Genomic DNA, 19525 nt, shown 5'->3' with positions numbered 1-19525 from the left:
CGGGCACTGTGTTTTGATGGGGGAGGACAGGCAGGGAACGCCGGGCAGGGGACGTACAGCGTGGCGAGAACGGCACAGACGGTCGGGCCCCCCGCGGAGACCGCGGTGGGGCGGCACTCCAGCATCGTCTACTCCGACGACCGGCAGTGGGCCGAGCACCTGTGCACGTTCGTCCGGGACGGGCTGGCCGAGCACGAGGCGATGCGGTACTTCGCGTACGCCACCGATCCCGCCCACGTGCTGCGCACGCTCGACGCTGCGGGCATCGACGCCGAAGGGGCCCGGCGCAGCGGCCAGTTGACCGTGGAGAGCGTGTCCACGGGGTACCGCGTCGACGCGGCGTTCGACCCGGACGCGCTGATCGGCCAGTGGCACGCCGCCGTCGACACGGCCTTCGCGGACGGCTACCGGGGCCTGCGGGTCGTCGGCGAGATGTCCTGGGCCGAGCGGGACACGGGAGACGCCGACCGCATGCTGGAGTACGAACTGCGCATCCACCACGAGGTCTTCGAGCAACTCCCCCTGACCGGATGGTGCTTGTACGACCGGCGCCTGATGTCCCGGGAACGGCTCAAGGTGCTGGCGGGCGCCCATCTGACCCACCGGGGCGATCCCGTCGCCGCCCCCACCCTGCGGGTGGCCCCGCTGGCCGACGCCCCCGGCTTCCGGCTGGGCGGCGCGGCGGGCCACGACACCCGGCGCATCGTCGCCGCCGCTGCCGCCGCCCTCACCCGCACCCCGCACCCCCGGCTCGACCTGGACCTCTCCGCCCTGCACCACCTCGACGCCGCGTCCCTGGTCACCCTCGCCCGGGCGGCCGCCCACCGGCCGGGCAGCACCCTCCTGCGGATCACGGAGGCCCCGCCGACCGTGCGGCGGCTCCTCGACCTGTTCCCGGAGCTCGGCTCCACGATGGAGGTCGTCGCCCGATGACCACGCACTCCCATGTGGCCGCCGCCCCCGGCCGCCGGGCCCCCTTCTTCCACCCGGCCCTCTTCTACACCGGCCCGGACGCCTACCTCGACGGCGTCGGCGGCTTCGTCCGCGACGCCCTCGCCGACGGGCAGCCCGTGCTGGTGGCCGTGCCCGGCCCCCACCTGACGCTGCTGCGGGGCTTCCTCGGCGCGGCGGCAACGGACGTCACCTGGGCGGACATGACCAGCGCCGGGCGCAACCCCGGGCGCATCCTGTCGCTGCTCCAGGACTTCGCCGACCGCACCGACGGACGCCGGGTGTCGATCGTCGGCGAACCGATCTGGGTCGGCCGCACCCCGGCCGAGGCCCTGGAGGCCACCCGCCACGAAGCGCTGATCAACCTGGCCTTCGCGGGCCGCGAGGTCGACATCCTGTGCCCGTACGACACCGCGCTGCCCGGCGACGTACTGGCCCAGGCGCACCGTACGCACCCCGTCGTCGGCGGCCCCGAGCCCTACCGGGTCAGCACCCGCTACAGCGACCCGCACGAGGTCTGCCGCGACTGCGACCTCCCGCTGCCCGAACCCCGGGACGCGGTCTCCGTCGCCTTCGACCTGGACGCGCTGGCCCGGGCCCGCGACGCGGCCGACGCCTGGGCGCGGGCCGAGGGCTTCACGTACACCCGACGGGCCGACTGGCTGCTGGCCGTCGGCGAGGGGCTCAGCAACTCGGTGCGGCACGGCGGCGGCAGCGGCCTGCTGCGGATGTGGAGCGACGGCGGTGCGGCGATCGCCGAGATCAGCGACCGGGGGCGGTTCACCGACCCGCTGACGGGGCGCCGCCGCCCCGACCCGTTCGCCGCGAACGGCGGCCGGGGCGTGTGGATCATGCACCAGCTGTGCGACCTGCTGGAGATCCGGGCGACGGAGCGGGGCCTGGTGCTCCGGCTGCACCTGCGCATTTCCTGAAGCGGGCCCCTGCTCGTGCCCCGCACGTGATCATGGGGACATGGAATTCTTCTGCTACCACCGGGACCGTACGGATTCGCTGCCGCTGCGCGAGGCGCTGCTGGAGGACCACTGGTCGTACATGGACACGTACGCGAAGGAACTCATAGCCCGCGGACCGGTGTTCACCGACGACGCGGACGAGACGCTCGTCGGCAGCGTGCACATCGTCGACCTGCCGGACCCGGCGGCCGCTCGTGCCTTTGCCTTCGACGAGCCCTGTTACCAGGCGGGCGCCTACCGGGACGTGATGCTGCGGCGCTGGCGCAATGAACTGGGTCGCACCATGTGGGAGTTCCCGGGCGGGCTGGACGACGACGGCGACCGGTACTTCGTGCTCGGGCTCGGTGGCGGCGAGGCCGTCGACCTGGATCCGCCGTCCGACCGGGACCACCTGATCGCGTACGGGCCCCTTCTGTCGGACGACGGCGGGACGTGGCTGGGCACGGCCGCCCTGGTCCGGGCGCCGGACGCGCAGGCCGCGCGCGCCGTCCTGACCGCGGACGGCTACGCCGAGATCGAGGTGCACCGCTGGCAGTGCGGCGGGCGGCGCTGAGCAGGGGCCCCGGGGGGCGTCCCGGGGCCCCGCCCGGCTCAGCCGAAGAGCGCCGTGATGCGCTGGAGCGGGACGAACTTGAAGTTCTGGTTGCCGCTGGTGCCGGGCGCGCCGTTGGAGCCGTCCTGGCAGACGAAGACGCCCTGCGGGAAGGCCGGGCCGAGGTTGGCGGCCGAGGCGTCGATGCCGTCGGTGTCCTCGCAGTCGTCGGCGGCCGTGCCGTTCGCGACGGCGAACCGGCCCAGGTAGGCGTGCGAGGCGCGGTCGTACACGGTGAAGTCGTTGCTCCCCTGCGAGGAGACGTAGATACGGTTGCCGGCCGCGGTGATGCCCTCGACGTCGGCCGTCAGGTGGCCGCCGGAACCCGTCGAGTCGAGTTTCGTACGCGCCGTTCCGGCGGTGGGTTCGGCGCCGTACGTCCAGACGCCGACGTCCTCCTCGCCGAGGTAGAGCTTGCCGGTGCTGTCGTCGGCATAGCAGCCCTCGACGGCCGACCCGGCGTCCCAGAGCCGCACCGAGGTCGCCTTCACCGTGTTCCCGCTGACGGCGAGTTCCCACTGCTCGACGCGCCCGGAGGTGGAGTTCGGGAAGGCGTACAGCTTGCCGGAGGTCCGCGAGGTGTAGAGGCAGAGGCCGTGCGCGGTGACCTCGGTCGGGACGTCCTTGAGCAACGTCAGCTTCCGGGTCGCCGGGTCGATGCGGTAGACGTGCAGGGAGCCGCCCGCCGCCTCGTCGTCCGCCGAGACGACGATGTTCCCGCGCAGGTCGACGTTGTTGCCGTGGTCGCCGTCGATCCGCTGGATGCGGGCCCCGGCCATGTCGTACACCTCCAGCGCGCCCTTCTTGTCCGTCGCGACGACCACCGACTTCGCCGGGTCCGACGGGTGCACCCAGATCGCCGGGTCGTCGGCCGCGTCACCGCTGTGCGACACGGGAGTGCTCTCCACGGTCGCGGTGACGGAGCCGGCGACCGCCGCCTGTGCGGGGGCGGTCGGCAGGAGCAGGGCGGCGGCGACGGCCGCGGGCAGGGCGGCCGTACGCAGTGACACGGTGAAGGACACCGGGGTTTCCCTTCGATTCTGTGAAGCGACGCTGTGGGGCGGGTCGGAGCACATGCGTGAGGGAGCATCCCGGAAGATCACCTGCCGGGGCCAGGGCCTTCCGGTGAGCATGACGTGAACATGCCCTGAATCGGGCGTGCGGGTCCGGGGTTATGCGAGGCGGTCGCCGAAGGCCTTCAGGATCCTTTCCGCCGCCAGCGTCGCCGTCAACTCGCCGTCGCGCAGGGCCTGTTCGACCCCGGGGGTCACCTGGCGCACGCCCGGGTGCGAGCGCAGCCGGCCCAGGAGTTCGTCGCGGACCATCGACCACGCCCAGTCGACCTGCTGGTCGGCTCGCTTGGCGGCCAGGCGGCCCGTCGAATCGAGGAGGGTGCGGTGCTGCTCCAGCCGGTCCCACACCGTGTCGAGCCCCGCCGACTCGCGGGCGCTGCAACTGAGCACCGGGGGAGTCCAGGCGGCGTCCGCCGGGTGCATCAGGCGCAGCGCACCCGCCAACTCCCGTGCGGCGGACCGCGCGTCACGCTCGTGCGGGCCGTCCGCCTTGTTCACGGCGACGACGTCCGCGAGCTCCAGGACGCCCTTCTTGATGCCCTGGAGCTGGTCGCCCGTACGCGCCAGGGTCAGCAGCAGGAAGGTGTCGACCATCTGCGCCACGGTCGTCTCCGACTGCCCGACGCCCACCGTCTCCACGAGCACGACGTCGTACCCCGCGGCCTCCACGACCACCATCGCCTCGCGCGTCGCCCGCGCCACACCGCCCAGCGTGCCCGCCGAGGGGGACGGGCGGACATAGGCGGCGGGGTCGACGGCCAGGCGCTCCATCCGGGTCTTGTCGCCCAGGATGGAGCCGCCGGTGCGGCTGGAGGAGGGGTCCACGGCAAGCACCGCGACCCGGTGCCCGAGCCCCGTCAGCATGGTGCCGAACGCGTCGATGAAGGTCGACTTGCCGACACCGGGCACCCCGCTGATGCCGATGCGGCGCGCCGCACCCGAGTGCGGCAGCAGCTCGGTCAGCAACTGCTGGGCGAGCACCCGGTGGTCGGGGCGCGACGACTCGACGAGGGTGATGGCACGGGCGACGAAGGCCCGCTTCCCGTCGAGCACGCCCTTGGCGTACGCCTCGATGTCGATCTTCGGGGGCATACGGTTCTCCGTCTCCGTCCGGCTTCGGGGGCAGCGTGAGGGCAGCAGCAGGGACATACGGTTCGGTCTCGGGGCGGCCCGGCCTTGCGGCCGTGCCGCCCGGTACTGCCGGAAACCGTACGTCCTACGCCTCGCCCGGCACCGCCACCTCGTGCCCCAGCTCCACAGCGAGCCGCCGCACCAGGTCGAACGCGGCGTCCGGGATGACCGTGCCCGGCGGGAAGACCGCCGTCGCCCCCGCCTCGTGCAGCGCGGGCACGTCCTGCGGCGGGATGACACCGCCGACGACGATCATCACGTCCTCCCGGCCCTCCGCCGCCAGCTCCTCCCGGAGCGCGGGGACGAGGGTCAGATGGCCCGCCGCGAGGGACGACACGCCGACGATGTGCACGTCCGCCTCGACGGCCTGGCGCGCCACCTCCGCCGGGGTCTGGAACAGCGGGCCGACGTCCACGTCGAAGCCCAGGTCGGCGAAGGCCGTCGCGATCACCTTCTGGCCCCGGTCGTGGCCGTCCTGGCCCATCTTGGCGACCAGGATGCGCGGACGGCGCCCCTCCGCCTCGGCGAACGCGTCGACCAGGGCACGGGTGCGCTCCACGGAAGGGGACTCTCCAGCCTCGTTGCGGTACACACCGGCGATCGTACGGATCTGGCCCGCGTGCCGCCCGTACACCGTCTCCAGCGCGTCCGAGATCTCCCCGACGGTCGCCTTGGCACGCGCCGCGTTCACGGCCAGCGCGAGGAGGTTGTCGTCGAGGCCGCTGGAGGTGCCGCGCTCGGCGGACGCGGTCAGGGCGCGTAGCGCGTCCTGGCAGGCCGCCTCGTCGCGCTCCTCGCGCAGCCGCTTCAGCTTGGCGATCTGCTGGGCCCGCACGGAGGTGTTGTCGACCTTGAGGACGTCGATGTCCTCGTCGGTCTCCACCCGGTACTTGTTCACGCCGATCACCGGCTGACGGCCCGAGTCGATCCGCGCCTGGGTGCGGGCCGCGGCCTCCTCGATACGGAGCTTGGGGATGCCCGCGTCGATCGCCTTCGCCATGCCGCCGGCCGCCTCCACCTCCTCGATGTGCTGCCAGGCGCGCCGCGCCAGGTCGTACGTCAGCTTCTCGACGTACGCGGAGCCGCCCCACGGGTCGATGACCCGGCCGGTGCCCGACTCCTGCTGGAGCAGCAGCTGGGTGTTGCGGGCGATGCGCGCCGAGAAGTCGGTGGGCAGGGCGAGCGCCTCGTCGAGGGCGTTGGTGTGCAGCGACTGCGTGTGGCCCTGCGTCGCGGCCATCGCCTCGATGCAGGTGCGCGGCACGTTGTTGAACACGTCCTGCGCGGTCAGCGACCAGCCCGAGGTCTGCGAATGGGTGCGCAGCGACAGGGACTTGGGGTTCTTCGGGTCGAACTGCTTGACCAGCTTCGCCCACAGCAGACGCGCCGCCCGCATCTTGGCGATCTCCATGAAGAAGTTCATGCCGATCGCCCAGAAGAAGGACAGCCGGGGCGCGAACGCGTCGACGTCCAGGCCGACGTCGAGTCCGGCCCGCAGGTACTCGACTCCGTCGGCGAGGGTGTACGCCAGCTCCAGGTCGGCCGTCGCCCCCGCCTCCTGGATGTGGTACCCGGAGATCGAGATGGAGTTGTAGCGCGGCATCTTCTGCGAGGTGAACGCGAAGATGTCGGAGATGATCCGCATCGAGGGCTTCGGCGGATAGATGTAGGTGTTGCGGACCATGAACTCTTTGAGGATGTCGTTCTGGATGGTCCCCGCCAGCTTCTCCGGCGGCACCCCTTGCTCCTCGGCCGCCACGATGTACAGCGCCAGCACGGGCAGCACCGCGCCGTTCATCGTCATCGACACCGACATCTTGTCCAGCGGGATGCCGTCGAAGAGCTGCCGCATGTCGTAGATCGAGTCGATCGCCACGCCCGCCATGCCGACGTCTCCGGTGACGCGCGGGTGGTCGCTGTCGTACCCCCGGTGCGTGGGCAGGTCGAAGGCGACGGAGAGGCCCTTCTGACCTGCGGCGAGGTTGCGCCGGTAGAAGGCGTTGGACTCCTCGGCGGTGGAGAAGCCCGCGTACTGGCGGATCGTCCACGGCTGGTTGACGTACATCGTCGGGTACGGGCCGCGCAGATACGGGGCCACACCCGGGTACGTGTTCAGGAAGTCCAGGCCCTCGGTGTCCTTGCCCGTGTACAGCGGCTTCACCGGGATGCCCTCGGGCGTGTCCCAGACCAGGTCCGCCACGCCGCGCCCGGTCGACTCCTTCACGGCCGTCTGCCACTGCTCCTCGGAGGCGGCCGACGCGGACTCCGAGGTGAGCGGAACCTGCGAGAAGTCGGGAATCCCGGCGGCACCTGATGTCTTCTTGGGGCTGCCCATTACTTCACTTCCATACGGTCGAGGACGGAGGTGAGCGTGGCCACCGCGTCCGAGCCCGCGAAGACGAACGCGTCGACGCCGGCACTCCGGTATGTCTCTTCGGCTTCCCCGGGGCGGCCCGCGAGGAACACCGTCCGCGCACCCGCCTGAGTGAGGGCGCGCGCCACGTCCGCCGCCTGCTCGGCGTACAGGGCGTCGCTGGAACAGATGCAGGCGACGCTCGCACCGCTCGCGGCGAACGCCTCCGCCGCCGTCGTGGCGTCGACCGTCACCGGGTCGTGGACCGGCTCGATGCCGCCCGCCTGGAAGAGGTTCGCGGCGAAGGTGACACGCCCGGTGTGCGCGGCGGCCGGACCCAGCGCGGCGAGGAACACGCGCGGGCGCGCCCCGGTCGCGGCCAGGTGCGCGTCGGAGCGGGCACGCAGGACCTCGTACGCCTCGTCCCTGCGCACCCGGGGGAGTCCGCCGGTGGGCCGCTCGGGGGCCGGGTCGCGGCTGACCTCGCGCTCGGCGAGCAGCGGGAACTCGCTGACGCCGGTGATGGGTTCCTTGCGCTTGGCCAGGTTCTTCGTACGGCGCTCCCAGGTGGCGGCGATCCGGCTGCCGACCAGGCCCGAGCGCAGGCCCTCGGCCTGACCGCCCGCCCGCTCGATCTCCTGGAACCACTCCCAGGCGGCCTCGGCCAGCTGGTCGGTGAGCTGCTCGACGTACCAGGAGCCGCCCGCCGGGTCGACGACCCGCGACAGGTGCGACTCCTCGACCAGGATCGTGGAGGTGTTGCGGGCGATGCGGCGCGCGAACGCGTCGGGGAGGCCGATCGCCTGGTCGAAGGGGAGCACGGTGACGGCGTCCGCGCCGCCCACCCCGGCCGCCATGCAGGCGATCGTGGTGCGCAGCATGTTCACCCACGGGTCGCGGCGCGTCATCATCACCGACGACGTCACCGCGTGCTGCCGCTGCGCGCCCGCCTCCGGCGCGCCGCACGCCTCGGCGACGCGGGCCCACAGACGGCGCGCCGCACGGAATGTGGCGATGGTCAGGAACTGGTCGGCGCTCGCCGCGTACCGGAAGTCGATCTGCCCGCAGGCCGTTTCGACGTCGAGTCCGGCCTCGGTGAGCTGACGCAGGTAGGCCACGCCGGTGGCCAGGGAGCAGCCCAGCTCCTGCGCGGCCGAGGCACCGGCCTCGTGATACGGCAGCGCGTCCACCACCAGGGCGCGCAGCCCCGGGTACTGACGGGCCGTCAACTCGGCGAGCTCGGTGGCCGAGGCGGCGAGTACGGGATCGTGGACGCCGGTGCGGGCGGTGTAGCCCAGCGGGTCCGCGCCCAGGTTGCCGCGCGCGTCCTCGGGCGCCACGCCGCGCAGCTCGTACAGGCGGAGCAACTCCCGTGCGGCGGCGTCGAATTCGGCCCCCGCGTCCAGGGCGACGGGCGCCAGGTCCAGGTACACGCCCTCCAGCGCCTGCTCCAGGCCGGACACCGGAAGCCCGGAGCCGCCGACCGCGAGCCACAGCGACGAAACGCCGTTCTCCAGGTCCGCCAGCACGGCCTCGTTGGCGCGCACCGGATCGGGGCGCTCGTGCCGCTGCCGTACGTCCCAGCCGCCCGCGGCCGTCGTGCCCGCAGCGAACGCACCCCGGGTGAAGGGGGCGAAACCGGGCAGTCCGGGCGAGTCGCTCTGCGGGGCGGGGTCGTCGGCGGTGTACAGCGGGCGTGTCGTCAGCCCGTCGTCGAGGGAAGTGGAGAGGGCTTCTTCGGCCGCGTACCCCGTGACGTCTTTACCCGATTTGCGCAGCACGCCTTCCACCAGGCGCTGCCACTGCTCATGGGTCGCATCAGGGAACTCGGCGGCCAGGGAGAGCCCGTCGTCAGGCAGGACCGTCATGCTCAGATGCTAGGGCAGCCCGGCGAAGGAGCAGCAGGGGTAGCAGCTGTGACCTTGACCTCTCCTGACCTGCCTTGATCCGTTCGGCCGAATGCCCTACCGGGGAGTAGTGGCGGGGTGGTTCCGGGGGTCGGGTCCGGGGTCGGGGCTTTCGGCGGTGTGCCGGGCACCGGCGTGCCGCGCCGGGTTCCGGAGACCGGCGACCGGCGCGGCACGGCCATGGCGCGGCACGGTCGTGCCGCGGTGCCCCGAACCGGGCTCAGGCCAGCCGCAGTTCGCCCTCCGGCTGCTCCTGGCCGCCTCCGGTCGGCGAGGCGACGAGGGAGAACGGGTGCCCGGCCGGGTCGGAGAAGCGGCGCACGTCCCGGCTGAGACCCGTGTTGTTCGGGGTCTCCAGCGGGCGCGCGCCCAGGCCGATCACCTCGCGCTCCGCCTCGTCCATGTCGTCGGTGGCCACCAGGATGCGCAGGTGCGCCTGCTGGGAGTCGTCGGGGCGCGGCCAGCTCGGCGGCGCGTACCCGTGGTCGCGCCGGATCGCCAGGTGCACGCCCTCGTGCCCGACGATTTCCACGAAGTCCATGTCCTCGCCCCGACGGGTCTCCGCGTCGAACAACCTGGCGTAGAACTGGGCCAGTTCGTCCGCCTCCGCGCAGTCCAGTACCAGCACCGTCCGCTTTGCCACCGTCATGTTCCTGCCCCGCCTCTGCTTCATCCGGATCGGGCGATGCCGTGCCTGGACCCGCGACACCGCTGTGTGCTGCGAGTACCCCCGCCGGACCGGGAAACGCCGCCGGGAGGACGGCTGTTGGGGGAGGATCGGGTCACGCGGAGGTGAAGCGTCCGGCTGCCTCCCCGTGCAGGCGCCCCGCCGGTACCTTCCGCCCGAACAGCACCGCCACCAGGTCCTGCGCCCGCCCGGTCACCTCGCTGCCGCTGCCGTACGACCACTCCAGGTCGTCCGCCCGCAGCCGTACGCCACCCAGCTTCGCCCCGAAGAACCGCGCGCCCAGCGGGCTCGCCGTGCCCAGCACGACGCGCAGCCGGTCCGCGGGCACCTTCCGGTCCAGGCCCAGCGGGATCGTGATGTCCAGTCCGTGCACCACGTCGTGGCCCAGCGCCGCCGCGAGGCCGCCCACCGGGGGCGTCCACGGGTGGTCCGCGTTGTCCCGCAGTGCCGAGGCCATCTCCTGCCGGGACATCTGCTGCGCCTCCCGGCGGGCGACCCGGTCGGTCATTCGGTCCATGCTGCCGCGCGCCCGCACCAGTTCGCCCACCACCCTGCGCAGCGGGTGGCGGAAGCCGAACGACATGTGCGCCGCCACCTCCCGCACCCGCCACCCGGTGCACAGCGTCGGCTCGTCCCAGCGTTCCTCCGGCAACAGGTCGAGCAGGTCGGCCAGTTCACGGCGTTCGGCCGCGATGGCCGCCCGGATCGTCGCGTCGTCGGTCCGCAGCTTCGTCTTCGCCATGATCACCAGCGTGGTCGGGCCGTGACCATAAGTCCAAGAAGGGTTACTGCTGACGATCAGAAGCGGGACTTCTGGCACGACGGACGTCCGGCACCACGGACGTCTTCTGGCATCACGGACGTCCAGCATCACGGCCTTCTAGCATCACGGCCATGGAACTTCGCCACCTGCGCTCCTTCGTCACCGTCGTCGAGGAGGCCAACTTCACGCGCGCCGCAGCCCGTCTGCACCTGGCGCAGCCCGGGGTCAGTGCCCAGGTGCGGCAGTTGGAGAAGGAACTCGGGCAGCCGCTGCTCGACCGGTCCGGGCGCACGGTCACCCTCACCGAGGCGGGCGAGGCGATCCTCCCGCACGCCCGCGCCGCACTCGCCGCCGTCGACGCGATGCGCGAGACGGCCGACGAGTTCGCCGGACTGCTGCGCGGCCGGGTCAGGCTGGGCTCACTGCTGGGCGCCCCACCCGAGGTGTTCGACCTGGCAGGCGTGCTGGCCGACTTCCACGACGCCTACCCCGGGGTCGAGTTCTCCCTCACGGAGGACACCTCGGACCGCCTCCTGACGGCGGTCCGGCACGGCACCCTGGACATGGCCCTGGCCTCGCTCGCCGACGAGAGACCGCTGCCGGGCGTGGCCCTCCAGGTCCTCCTGGACGAGCCGCTGGTGGGGGTGGTCGCGGCAGGGGACCCGCTGCACGGTGCGGACGCCGTCCCGCTCACCGCCCTCCGGGACCGGCCCCTGATCACGCTCCCGTCCGGCACCGGCGTGCGCGCCGTGCTGGAGCGGGCCTGCGCCGAGGCCGGGTTCGAGCCGCCGGTCGCCTTCGAGGCGTCCGCCCCGCAGGCCCTGTTCCCCCTGGCCGCCCGCGGCTTCGGCGTCGCCGTGCTCCCCGCAGGCATAGCCCGGCGGAGCGGGCCCGGGCTGGGCACGTTCGCCCTCACCGACCCGACGCCCCGCGCGCGTGTCGCCCTCGCCCGCCCGGCCGCAGGCCCGGCGGGTCCCGCCGCCCGGGCCTTCCTGGACCACCTGTCCGCATCGCTCCCGGCCCGGCTCCGCACCGTCACCGGCGCACCGCTCAGCCGAACGCGACCTTCCGGATGATCTCCGCGCGGGCCCGGCGCCCCTCCGGCACCGGCCCGAGAACGTAGACGTGCCAACCGCCCTCCACCTCGTGGAGCTCGGAGCGCACCCCGGCGGCCGTGGCGCGTTCGTGCAGGGCGACGCAGTCGGGGTGGAAGACGTCGTGCGTGCCGATCCGGATGTCGAGTTCGGGCAGGCCCGCCAGCTCCCCGTGCAGCGGGCTCAGCTCGGGGCGCAGCGGATCGTCCCCGTCCGCCCACACCAGCCCCGCCTCGATCAGCCCCGCGCTGCTCAGCCACGGGTCGTGCGGCTCCACCGCCGCGATGCCCGGGTTCGCCATGGTCAGGTCCAGCCACGGCGAGAGCAGCACCAGCCGCCCCGGCAGCGCGAGCCCCGCCCCGGCCAGCGTCTGCGTGACCGCGAGCGCCAGCCCGCCGCCCGACGAGTCCCCGGCATGCGTCACCGCGCCGGGCTCGAACTGCTTGAGGAGCTCGGCGTGCACGGCCCGGCCCAGCGGCAGGGCCTCCCGGTACGCGTGGTCGGGAGTCAGCCCGTACAACGGCACCTCCACCCGACAGCCCGCGTCCGCCAGCGCCGAGACGAAACCCCAGTGCTGGCGCAGGATCTGGGCGGTGTACGCGCCGCCGTGCCAGTACACGACCGCCCGCGACGGCGCCGAACCGCCGCGCGGGATCACGCTGTAGACCGGGAAGCCCTCCACCTCGCGCACGCTCACCCGGTGCCGCCGCAGCAGGGGCAGCGGCGGCGCGGGGTCGGACTTGGGTGCGGCGATGCGTTTGCGGGCCGCCTGGGCCGAGGCGAGGAGCGGCTTGCGCAGCCTCCGCAGTACGAGGGAAAGAACCCGCATCCGCACACTTGCCACGTCCACCACTCCTCTGCCGGGCCGGACACGACGCGTGCCTCTGCCACTCGTCCCGCGATCCTGCCCGCGCGAGGCGCCCCTGCCAAGGGGCTCAGTCGAACGTCAGCTCGCGCCCGTCGCCGCGCGGCGCGAAGAACTCCGCGACCGTCTCCGCGGTGACCTCCTCCAGCGTGCCGGGCGACCACCGCGGGGTGCGGTCCTTGTCGACGATCTGCGCGCGCACCCCCTCCACCATGTCCGGCCTGCGCAGCGCCACGCACGACACGCGGTACTCCTGCTCCAGCACCGCTTCCAGCGAGCCGCGTTCCCGCGCCCGCCGCACGGCCTCCAGCGTGACCTTCACCGACGTCGGGGACTTCGCGAGGATCGTCTCGGCGGCCTCCTTGGCCGAGGGCTCCCCGCTGTCGGTCAGCCGCCGCACGATCTCCTCGACCGTGTCCGCCGCGTAGCAGTGGTCGATCCAGGCACGCGCCTGCGCGAGCACCCCCGCGTCGGGCTCCACCGCATGCCGCCGCACGGCCTCCGTCGCCGGTACGGACGCCAGGTCGGCCCGCAGCGCGGCCAGCCGTCGCGACGGTACGACGTGGTCGGCCAGCCCGCACAGCAGCGCGTCCGCCGCACCCACCGAGCCACCCGTCAGCGCGAGGTGCGTGCCCAGCTCACCGGGCGCCCGGGACAGCAGATACGTACCGCCGACGTCCGGCACGAAGCCGATGCCGGTCTCGGGCATGGCGACCCGCGAGCGCTCGGTGACGACGCGCACGCCGCCGTGCGCGCTCACGCCGACGCCGCCGCCCATCACGATGCCGTCCATGATCGCGACGTACGGCTTCGGGGAGCGGGCGATCCGCGCGTTCAGCCGGTACTCGTCCCGCCAGAACTCCTCCGTGGCCGTCCCGTCGCCGTCGCGCGCGTCGTCGTGCATGGTGCGGATGTCGCCGCCCGCGCACAGGCCGCGCTCGCCCGCGCCGGAGAGGACCACGGTGTCGATGTCCGGGTCCTGCGCCCAGGCGGCGAGGGTCGCGTCCAGGATGCGCACCATGGGGTGGGTGAGGGCGTTGAGGGCTCGGGGGCGGTTGAGGACGAGGTGCCCGGCTCGGCCCTCGACGTGGACGAGGACGGGGGCTTCGGTCTGCTGCTCGGTCATGCGTGGGCCTTTCGCGGGAAGGGAGGCAGGAGCAGATCGCGGACGGTGCGCCAGGTGTGCGTGTCGGCGGCGGCGATCAGCCCGCTGCGGTCGTCGGACGGCCGGTAGGCGGAGGCGTCGTCCGGCCTGCGCACGACACCTCCCGCCTCGGCGACCAGGAGCGCGCCGGGAGCGTGGTCCCAGGGCAGGGTGCGGTGGTAGAGCAGGAAGTCCAGCTCTCCGGAGGCGAGCCGGGGGTAGTCGACCCCGGCGCACCGGGTGCCGGACGACAACGCGCCGACCCGCGACGCGGACGCCTCCACATGGGCCCGCGCCGCGGGGGAGAGGAACCCGGTGAGCGCGGCCCCGCGCAGCTCCGCCGGATCACCGGACGCACCGCCACGCACGATCCGCCGCGCGCCACCGCGCGCACAACAGGGGCACGCGGACACCTCCCGTACGGGCTCGCCGTGCGGCGGCGTCGCCCCTGCCGGCTCTGCTGCGGCGCGGCGGAGGCCCTGGGGAGGCGGGTCACCGAGAGCCTGCACCGACGGGAGGCACGCGCAGTCGGGGGTGGCTTCGCGGCCTCGCCCCGGGCCCTCCGTGCGCCATGCCCCCGAGCCGCGCTCCGCGACGTACGCGACGCCCGTCGCCGGTTGCAGAATCCAGGCGGCGACCGTCTCGCCCGCCCGCACCAGTGCCGCCATCACCGCGTAGTCGTCCCGGCCCGCGACGAAGTTGGGGGTGCCGTCGAGCGGGTCGACGAGCCAGGCCTGCGGGGCGCCGCGCACGGCGTGCAGCAGGGCGGGGTCGGCGGCCGCCGCCTCCTCGCCGACCACGGGGACGTCGTGGACGGCGCGCAGCCGCCGGGTGATCAGGGCCTCCGCCTCCCGGTCGGCCACGGTGACCACCTCGCCGGGGGTCTTCTCCGTGATCTCGCCCTCGGTGAGGGCCCGGTGGCGGGGCAGGATCGCCTCGGCGGCTGCCTCGCGCAGGATGTCGGTGACCTCGTCGATCCACATGATCGCCAGGCTAACCGCACCCCCGCCGCGCACTTCGGTCAGTGCGCGTTCTCCGTCGGCCGCAGGTCGCGCGGCACCCACGCCCACGCGATCGCCGCCGCGGCCAGCGTGAGCAGCGAACCGATCAGGAAGGCCGGGGTGATGGCCGTCGTGTACGCCGCCGAGACGGCGTCCAGCAGCGAGCGCCCCGCCTCGCCGCCGATGCCCTGCGCCACGTGCGCCGCCTCGCCGACCGAGCCCCGGACCGCCTGAGCGGTTGCCCCGTCCAGGTCGAGCGAGGGGAGGTTGGACCGGTACAGCGCGGTGGCCAGGCTGCCCAGGATGGCGACGCCGAGCGCCGCGCCCAGTTCGTAGCAGGTCTCCTCGACGGCGGCCGCGCCACCGACCTCGTGCGCCGGGGTGGCCGCCATCAGCGTCACCGAGGCGACCGTGGTGGCGATGCCGACCCCCATGCCGAGGACCGCCAGCGCGACGGCGACCGCCGGGTACCCGATCGGGGTGAACTGCTGCACCGTCCACGGCAGGGCGAGCCCGGCCGTCATCACGAGGAGGCCGAAGCCCAGCACGTGCCGGATCGGGAAGCGGTGCATCAGCGACGGCGTCACCATCGAGGTGACGACCAGACCCAGCGACGCGGGCAGCAGCCGGACGCCCGCCTCCAGCGGCGTGTACCCCTCGCCGTACTGGAACCACTGCGTCACCAGGAAGAGCACCGCACCCATCCCGACCATGCCGAGGAAGATCGACACGGCGGCGATGGAGAAGGACCGGTTGGCGAACAGCCGGACCTGGAGCAGCGGGCTCTCCAGCCGCAGCTGACGGCGTACGAAGACCGTCAGCGCGACCGCGGCGAGCACCAGGAGCGCCCACGGCAGCGGGTCCGCGAAGCCGCTCTTGCCGAGCTGCTTGATGCCGCCCGCGAGGGCGAGCATGCCGACGATCGACTGACCGACGCCCCACCAGTCCCACCGGCCGGTGCGCGGCGAGTGCGACTCGGGCAGGAACATGGCGCCCAGCGCGATGACCAGGGCCGCGACCGGCAGGTTCAGCAGGAACGCGGACTGCCAGCCGAAGTCCTCCACCAGCAGACCGCCGACGACCGGACCGAGCGCCATGCCGCCGCCGAAGACCGCCGCCCACACGGCGTACGCGAAGGCCCGCTCACGGGCGTCGGTGAAGACGTGCCGCAGGATCGACAGCGTGGACGGCATGATCGCCGCACCGCCGATGCCGAGCAGCGCCCGGGCACCGATCACATGCCACGCCTCGGTGGCGAACACCGCGAGCAGTGAGGCCAGCGCGAAGATCGCGAAGCCGGTCAGCAGCATCCGTTTGCGGCCGAACCTGTCACCCAGTGCGCCCGCCGTCACCAGCAGTCCGGACAGGGCGAGGGCGTAGACGTCGATGATCCAGAGCTGCTCGACCGACCCCGGCTGGAGGTCGGAGACCAGCGAGGGGAACGCCACGTTCAGGATCGTGGTGTCCATCGCGATCAGCAGGAGGCTGCCCGACAGGATCGCCAGGACGATCCAGCGCCGGGGGTCCAGCAGCGGGGCGGTGGCCTGGGCGTCGGGCCGGGTGGCGACGGGGGAGGACATGAGACATCCATTCCGGTGTGAGGACTGCATTGCGAGACGAGTGAGCCTCGAATGAGACATCAGTGTCTCACACGAAAGGCTGATGTCCCACTCTGGGGAGGGGGTCAGAAGGGCAGAGAACCGGCATCCGCCGGGCGGCACCGGAAAAACCGCTGGTGGCAGGCCTCGGGAGGGGGCACCCTGACCGGATGCTGATCAGAGAAGCCACCGCCGACGACTGGGCCGCGATCTGGCCCTTCTTCCACACGATCACCGCCGCCGGCGACACCTTCACCTTCCCCGTCGACCTCGACCGCGAGACCGGCCGGGGCTGGTGGATGCTGAGCGCCCCGAACCGTACGGTCGTCGCCGTGGACGACGACGGCACCGTGCTCGGCACCGCCAAGATGAACAACAACCAGCACGGCAACGGCGCCCACATCGCCAGCGCCAGTTACATGGTCGACCCCGCCCACGGCGGCCGGGGCGTCGGCCGCGCCCTGGTCGAGCACACCCTCGACTGGGCCCGGACCCAGGGCTTCCGGGGCATGCAGTTCAATGCCGTCGCCGCCACCAACACCCACGCCGTCCGCCTCTACGAGCGCCTCGGCTTCCACGTCGTCGGTACGATCCCGGACGGCTTCCGCCACCCGGAGCAGGGGTACGTCGGCCTGCACGTCATGTACCGCCCCCTCTGATCGGCGCCCCTCGGCACACCGAGGACCCGCACCCGGTCCGGCATCCGGAGTCTCAGGGTCCGGGTCAGCCTCCGGGGCTACACGCACCGCGCACCGTCAGCCCTCGGGAGGACCCCCGGTCCCACCCCGGAGTTGACGTGTCCCCGCCCGGCCACACCTAGCGTCGAAGGAGACAGGACGAGGGGCCCGGCCCCTCGCGGCAGGGGTGAGGACGGACATGGCCACAGGCAGGTACACGCTCAAGGAATTCCGCGGCCAGGTGCGGCAGTTGCTGCTCACCGGCGCCGCCGTGGCCGTCGGCGTGGCCTTCCTGGTCCTCGCCGTCGGCGGCAGCGGCGCCCTGGTCGGCTCCTTCAGCCAGCTCGCCGCCGCCGAGGTCGGACCGGCCGCCGTCCAGGTCACCCCCGAGGGGGAGGGCGCACGCCAGGTGCCCGGGGACGCCGCCGCGAAGGCCGCCCGGGTGCCCGGCGTCGATGCCGTCGGCGTACGCCGCACCGGCCACGCCACCGTGCTCACCCCCGCCGGCCGCCCCCTCGACGACACCGCCGCGGCCACCTCCCTGGCCTCCGCGCCCGGCCTGCGCTGGCAGCTCGCCGACGGCGGGACGTGGGCCACCGCCCCCGACGAGGTGATGCTCGACAGCGGCACCGCCGACCGCATCGGCGTGCACCCGGGCGACCGGCTCCCCCTGCTGACCGCCTCCGGCGCCCGCGCCTCCGCACTCCTCACCGGCACCCTCGACACCCGGGCCGCCCCCAGCATGTCCGGACAGCCCGTGCTCGGCGTGCCCGACGCCGTCTTCGCCCGGTACGCCACCGGCCCGCGCATCACCCAGCTCGACCTCGCGGTGGCCCCCGGCCGCGAACAGGCCACCGTCGGCGCCCTGCGCGAGGCACTCGGCGACCAGGTCCGGGTCCGCACGCACGAGGCCTCCGTCCAGGCCGCCACCCGGGAGAGCAACACCCTCTTCGGCATCGTCCTCGTCGCGGCCCTGAGCTTCGTGCTGATCGCGATGGCCGTGGCGCGCATGGTCGTCAGCAACACGTTCTCCGTGGTGCTCTCCCAGCAGATCCGCCAGCTCGCCCTGCTGCGCTGCATCGGCGCCTCCCGCACCCAGGTGCGCCGCCACGTCCGCCGCCAGGGCCTCCTGCTCGGCGTCGGCGCGTCCCTCGTCGGGCTCGGCCTCGGAGCGGGGGCGGCCGCCTGCGGCACGCTGCTGCTGTCCACGTTCGACCTCGGCCCGGTCACGGTCGACCTGATGCCCGCCTGGTACGTCTTTGTCCTCGCCTTCCTCTTCGGCGTGCTGCTCACCGTGCTCGCCGTCCGCGCACCGGCCAAGGCCGCCTCGGCCGTGCCCCCGATCGCGGCGCTCGGAGGGGCGCACGCGGCGACGCCGGGCAGTGCGGGCAGCCGCGTCGTGCGCACGGTGTTCTCCGCGCTGCTGCTGGGCCTCGGCGTCCTGCTGCTCGTCGCCGCCACCGCCTCCTCCGGCCCGCTCGGCCTGCTGGCGGTCACCCTGGGCGCGATCCTCAGCTTCTTCGGCGTGCTGCGGCTGGCCCGCTGGGTGCTGCCGCCCGTGGTGACGCTGCTCGCCCTTCCCGCCCGCCGCTTCTTCGGCACCACGGGCAAGCTGGCCGCCCAGCAACTGCACCGCAATCCGGGCCGCACCGGGGCCGCCGCCTCCGCGCTGCTGGTGGGCGTCACCGTCATGGTGGCCGCCGCCACCGTCGTCTCCACCACCGGCGGCGCACTCGGCGACCTGCTGGGCTCCCGGGAACCCGGGGCGTTCTCCCTGGCCACCGACAAGAAGCAGGTGCCCGGGGCGGCGCTGACCGCGATCGGCGCGGAGCGGCGGCTGTCCGTCGCCCCCGTCCGTACCGCGTCCTTCGACGTCGACGGGCACACGGTCGTCGTCGCGTCCGCCGACCCCGCCCTCCTCAACGACGGCGCCGAGGACGTCGACCGGGCCCGCGCCCTCACCGACGGCGAGACCCTGGCCTCCCTCGGCTCCTCCCGCACCGTTCCGGCGGGCCTGAAGCCCACCGGCGGCGCGTCGATGTTCCCGTACGCCGTCGTCCCCGAGGCGACGTACTTCGTCACCCCGCGCACCATGGACCGCATCGCGCCGAACGCCGTCGTCAGCACCGCCTGGGTCTCCCCGACCGGCGACCTGCCGCACGACGAGGCCCGCAAGCTGCTGGACGCGACCCTGCTGGACCAGCCGACCGTCCGGGTCCGGGACTCCGGCGCCGAGGCCGAGGTCATGCGCACGATGATGGACCGCATGGTCATGATCGCCGCGGTGCTGCTGGCCTTCTCGATGGCGATCGCCGCACTCGGCGTCGCCGCCACGCTGATGCTGGGCGTCGACGAGCGCACCCGGGAGATCGGCATGCTCCGCGCGATCGGCCTCAGCGGCGACCAACTGCGCAGGATGCTGACCCTGGAGGCCGTCCTGCTGTCCCTGACCGGCGCGGTCGCGGGCACCGCGCTCGGCCTGGCCTACGGCTGGCTCGCGGGCCACGCCGTCACCCGGGCGTACGGGTTCGAGCACACCCCGGTCCTGCTGCTCCTCGGACTGCTCGCGGTCACCGTCCTGATCGGCCTGACCGCAGCCGTGCTCCCCGCCCGGCGGGTGCGCCGGATGCCGGTGGTGGACGCGCTGCACGCGGAGTGAGCGCACGTGCGGGGGCCCCGGACGCCGTACGACGCCCGGGGCCCCCGCAGTCGTC

General features: G+C 73.5%; 16 protein-coding genes. 6 read left to right on the top strand and 10 right to left on the bottom strand.

Annotated elements, in window-relative coordinates:
• The first annotated feature begins 60 nt into the window (after window positions 1–60).
• Genes ACIO3O_RS22285 through ACIO3O_RS22275 form a run of 3 tightly spaced genes read left to right on the top strand, consistent with a single transcriptional unit; the run spans window position 61 to window position 2478 of the window.
• On the top strand, window positions 61–933 hold the full coding sequence (locus ACIO3O_RS22285) for an MEDS domain-containing protein (protein WP_401748435.1): 873 nt from the start codon (window positions 61–63) through the stop codon (window positions 931–933).
• Window positions 930–1883: an anti-sigma factor RsbA family regulatory protein gene (locus tag ACIO3O_RS22280; protein WP_401748433.1), complete on the top strand. Its 954-nt coding sequence runs from the start codon at window positions 930–932 to the stop codon at window positions 1881–1883. The genes ACIO3O_RS22285 and ACIO3O_RS22280 overlap by 4 nt, the downstream gene beginning before the upstream one ends.
• A 40-nt stretch (window positions 1884–1923) precedes the next feature.
• Window positions 1924–2478, top strand: coding sequence for a YciI family protein (locus ACIO3O_RS22275; RefSeq protein WP_401748431.1), 555 nt, complete (start codon window positions 1924–1926; stop codon window positions 2476–2478).
• A 38-nt stretch (window positions 2479–2516) separates the two neighbouring features.
• Here the strand turns inward: ACIO3O_RS22275 and ACIO3O_RS22270 are convergent, their stop codons facing one another.
• The 6 genes from ACIO3O_RS22270 to ACIO3O_RS22245 all read right to left on the bottom strand — a co-directional run bounded on the left by ACIO3O_RS22270 (window position 2517) and on the right by ACIO3O_RS22245 (window position 10411).
• A complete protein-coding gene (locus ACIO3O_RS22270) occupies window positions 2517–3539 on the bottom strand; it encodes a phytase (protein WP_401748429.1) in 1023 nt (340 codons plus the stop codon).
• 150 nt (window positions 3540–3689) lie between these two features.
• Complete coding sequence (meaB, locus tag ACIO3O_RS22265) at window positions 3690–4682, bottom strand: methylmalonyl Co-A mutase-associated GTPase MeaB (RefSeq protein WP_401748427.1); 993 nt, start codon at window positions 4680–4682, stop codon at window positions 3690–3692.
• Window positions 4683–4806: 124 nt separating this feature from the next.
• On the bottom strand, window positions 4807–7056 hold the full coding sequence (gene scpA, locus ACIO3O_RS22260) for a methylmalonyl-CoA mutase (protein WP_401748425.1): 2250 nt from the start codon (window positions 7054–7056) through the stop codon (window positions 4807–4809).
• Window positions 7056–8942: a methylmalonyl-CoA mutase small subunit gene (mutA, locus tag ACIO3O_RS22255; RefSeq protein WP_401748423.1), complete on the bottom strand. Its 1887-nt coding sequence runs from the start codon at window positions 8940–8942 to the stop codon at window positions 7056–7058. The genes scpA and mutA overlap by 1 nt, the downstream gene beginning before the upstream one ends.
• 259 nt (window positions 8943–9201) lie before the next feature.
• Entirely contained in the window at window positions 9202–9630 is a 429-nt protein-coding gene (locus ACIO3O_RS22250) for a VOC family protein (RefSeq protein WP_401748422.1), read from the bottom strand.
• A 133-nt stretch (window positions 9631–9763) separates the two neighbouring features.
• Window positions 9764–10411, bottom strand: coding sequence for a maleylpyruvate isomerase family mycothiol-dependent enzyme (locus tag ACIO3O_RS22245; protein WP_401748420.1), 648 nt, complete (start codon window positions 10409–10411; stop codon window positions 9764–9766).
• Window positions 10412–10563: 152 nt separating this feature from the next.
• Between ACIO3O_RS22245 and ACIO3O_RS22240 the strand changes: the two genes are divergently transcribed.
• Window positions 10564–11508 (top strand): LysR substrate-binding domain-containing protein, encoded by a 945-nt coding sequence (locus ACIO3O_RS22240; RefSeq protein ID WP_401748419.1) that lies wholly within the window; start codon window positions 10564–10566, stop codon window positions 11506–11508.
• Here the strand turns inward: ACIO3O_RS22240 and ACIO3O_RS22235 are convergent.
• The 4 genes from ACIO3O_RS22235 to ACIO3O_RS22220 form a co-directional block, all read right to left on the bottom strand.
• A complete protein-coding gene (locus ACIO3O_RS22235; protein ID WP_401748418.1) occupies window positions 11483–12370 on the bottom strand; it encodes an alpha/beta hydrolase fold domain-containing protein in 888 nt (295 codons plus the stop codon). The genes ACIO3O_RS22240 and ACIO3O_RS22235 overlap by 26 nt on opposite strands.
• A 91-nt stretch (window positions 12371–12461) precedes the next feature.
• Window positions 12462–13517 carry an enoyl-CoA hydratase/isomerase family protein gene (locus ACIO3O_RS22230; RefSeq protein ID WP_401748416.1) on the bottom strand — a complete coding sequence of 352 codons (1056 nt, stop codon included), beginning with the start codon at window positions 13515–13517 and terminating at the stop codon, window positions 12462–12464.
• Window positions 13514–14518, bottom strand: coding sequence for an inositol monophosphatase family protein (locus ACIO3O_RS22225; protein ID WP_401748414.1), 1005 nt, complete (start codon window positions 14516–14518; stop codon window positions 13514–13516). Before ACIO3O_RS22225 ends, ACIO3O_RS22230 begins: the two co-directional genes overlap by 4 nt.
• A gap of 38 nt (window positions 14519–14556) precedes the next feature.
• On the bottom strand, window positions 14557–16116 hold the full coding sequence (locus ACIO3O_RS22220) for an MFS transporter (RefSeq protein ID WP_401748412.1): 1560 nt from the start codon (window positions 16114–16116) through the stop codon (window positions 14557–14559).
• A gap of 188 nt (window positions 16117–16304) precedes the next feature.
• Here ACIO3O_RS22220 and ACIO3O_RS22215 point away from each other — a divergent pair, with 188 nt between their 5' ends.
• Together ACIO3O_RS22215 and ACIO3O_RS22210 are read left to right on the top strand one after the other, a co-directional pair.
• Window positions 16305–16793, top strand: a complete 489-nt coding sequence (locus ACIO3O_RS22215; protein WP_401748411.1) for a GNAT family N-acetyltransferase — start codon at window positions 16305–16307, stop codon at window positions 16791–16793.
• 217 nt (window positions 16794–17010) lie between these two features.
• Window positions 17011–19470 (top strand): ABC transporter permease, encoded by a 2460-nt coding sequence (locus ACIO3O_RS22210; protein WP_401748409.1) that lies wholly within the window; start codon window positions 17011–17013, stop codon window positions 19468–19470.
• Window positions 19471–19525: the final 55 nt, after the last annotated feature.

The sequence above is a fragment of the Streptomyces sp. NPDC087440 genome (assembly GCF_044744005.1).
Lineage (GTDB): Bacteria > Actinomycetota > Actinomycetes > Streptomycetales > Streptomycetaceae > Streptomyces.
This window is presented reverse-complemented; position numbering and strand designations above follow the sequence as displayed.

Coding starts and splice junctions, on each gene's coding strand:
- ACIO3O_RS22280 (WP_401748433.1), top strand. CDS start 930: ATGACCACGCACTCCCATGTGGCCGCCGCCCCCGGCCGCCGGGCCCCC.
- ACIO3O_RS22275 (WP_401748431.1), top strand. CDS start 1,924: ATGGAATTCTTCTGCTACCACCGGGACCGTACGGATTCGCTGCCGCTG.
- meaB (WP_401748427.1), bottom strand. CDS start 4,682: ATGCCCCCGAAGATCGACATCGAGGCGTACGCCAAGGGCGTGCTCGAC.
- scpA (WP_401748425.1), bottom strand. CDS start 7,056: ATGGGCAGCCCCAAGAAGACATCAGGTGCCGCCGGGATTCCCGACTTC.
- mutA (WP_401748423.1), bottom strand. CDS start 8,942: ATGACGGTCCTGCCTGACGACGGGCTCTCCCTGGCCGCCGAGTTCCCT.
- ACIO3O_RS22250 (WP_401748422.1), bottom strand. CDS start 9,630: ATGACGGTGGCAAAGCGGACGGTGCTGGTACTGGACTGCGCGGAGGCG.
- ACIO3O_RS22245 (WP_401748420.1), bottom strand. CDS start 10,411: ATGGCGAAGACGAAGCTGCGGACCGACGACGCGACGATCCGGGCGGCC.
- ACIO3O_RS22240 (WP_401748419.1), top strand. CDS start 10,564: ATGGAACTTCGCCACCTGCGCTCCTTCGTCACCGTCGTCGAGGAGGCC.
- ACIO3O_RS22230 (WP_401748416.1), bottom strand. CDS start 13,517: ATGACCGAGCAGCAGACCGAAGCCCCCGTCCTCGTCCACGTCGAGGGC.
- ACIO3O_RS22225 (WP_401748414.1), bottom strand. CDS start 14,518: ATGTGGATCGACGAGGTCACCGACATCCTGCGCGAGGCAGCCGCCGAG.
- ACIO3O_RS22220 (WP_401748412.1), bottom strand. CDS start 16,116: ATGTCCTCCCCCGTCGCCACCCGGCCCGACGCCCAGGCCACCGCCCCG.
- ACIO3O_RS22215 (WP_401748411.1), top strand. CDS start 16,305: ATGCTGATCAGAGAAGCCACCGCCGACGACTGGGCCGCGATCTGGCCC.
- ACIO3O_RS22210 (WP_401748409.1), top strand. CDS start 17,011: ATGGCCACAGGCAGGTACACGCTCAAGGAATTCCGCGGCCAGGTGCGG.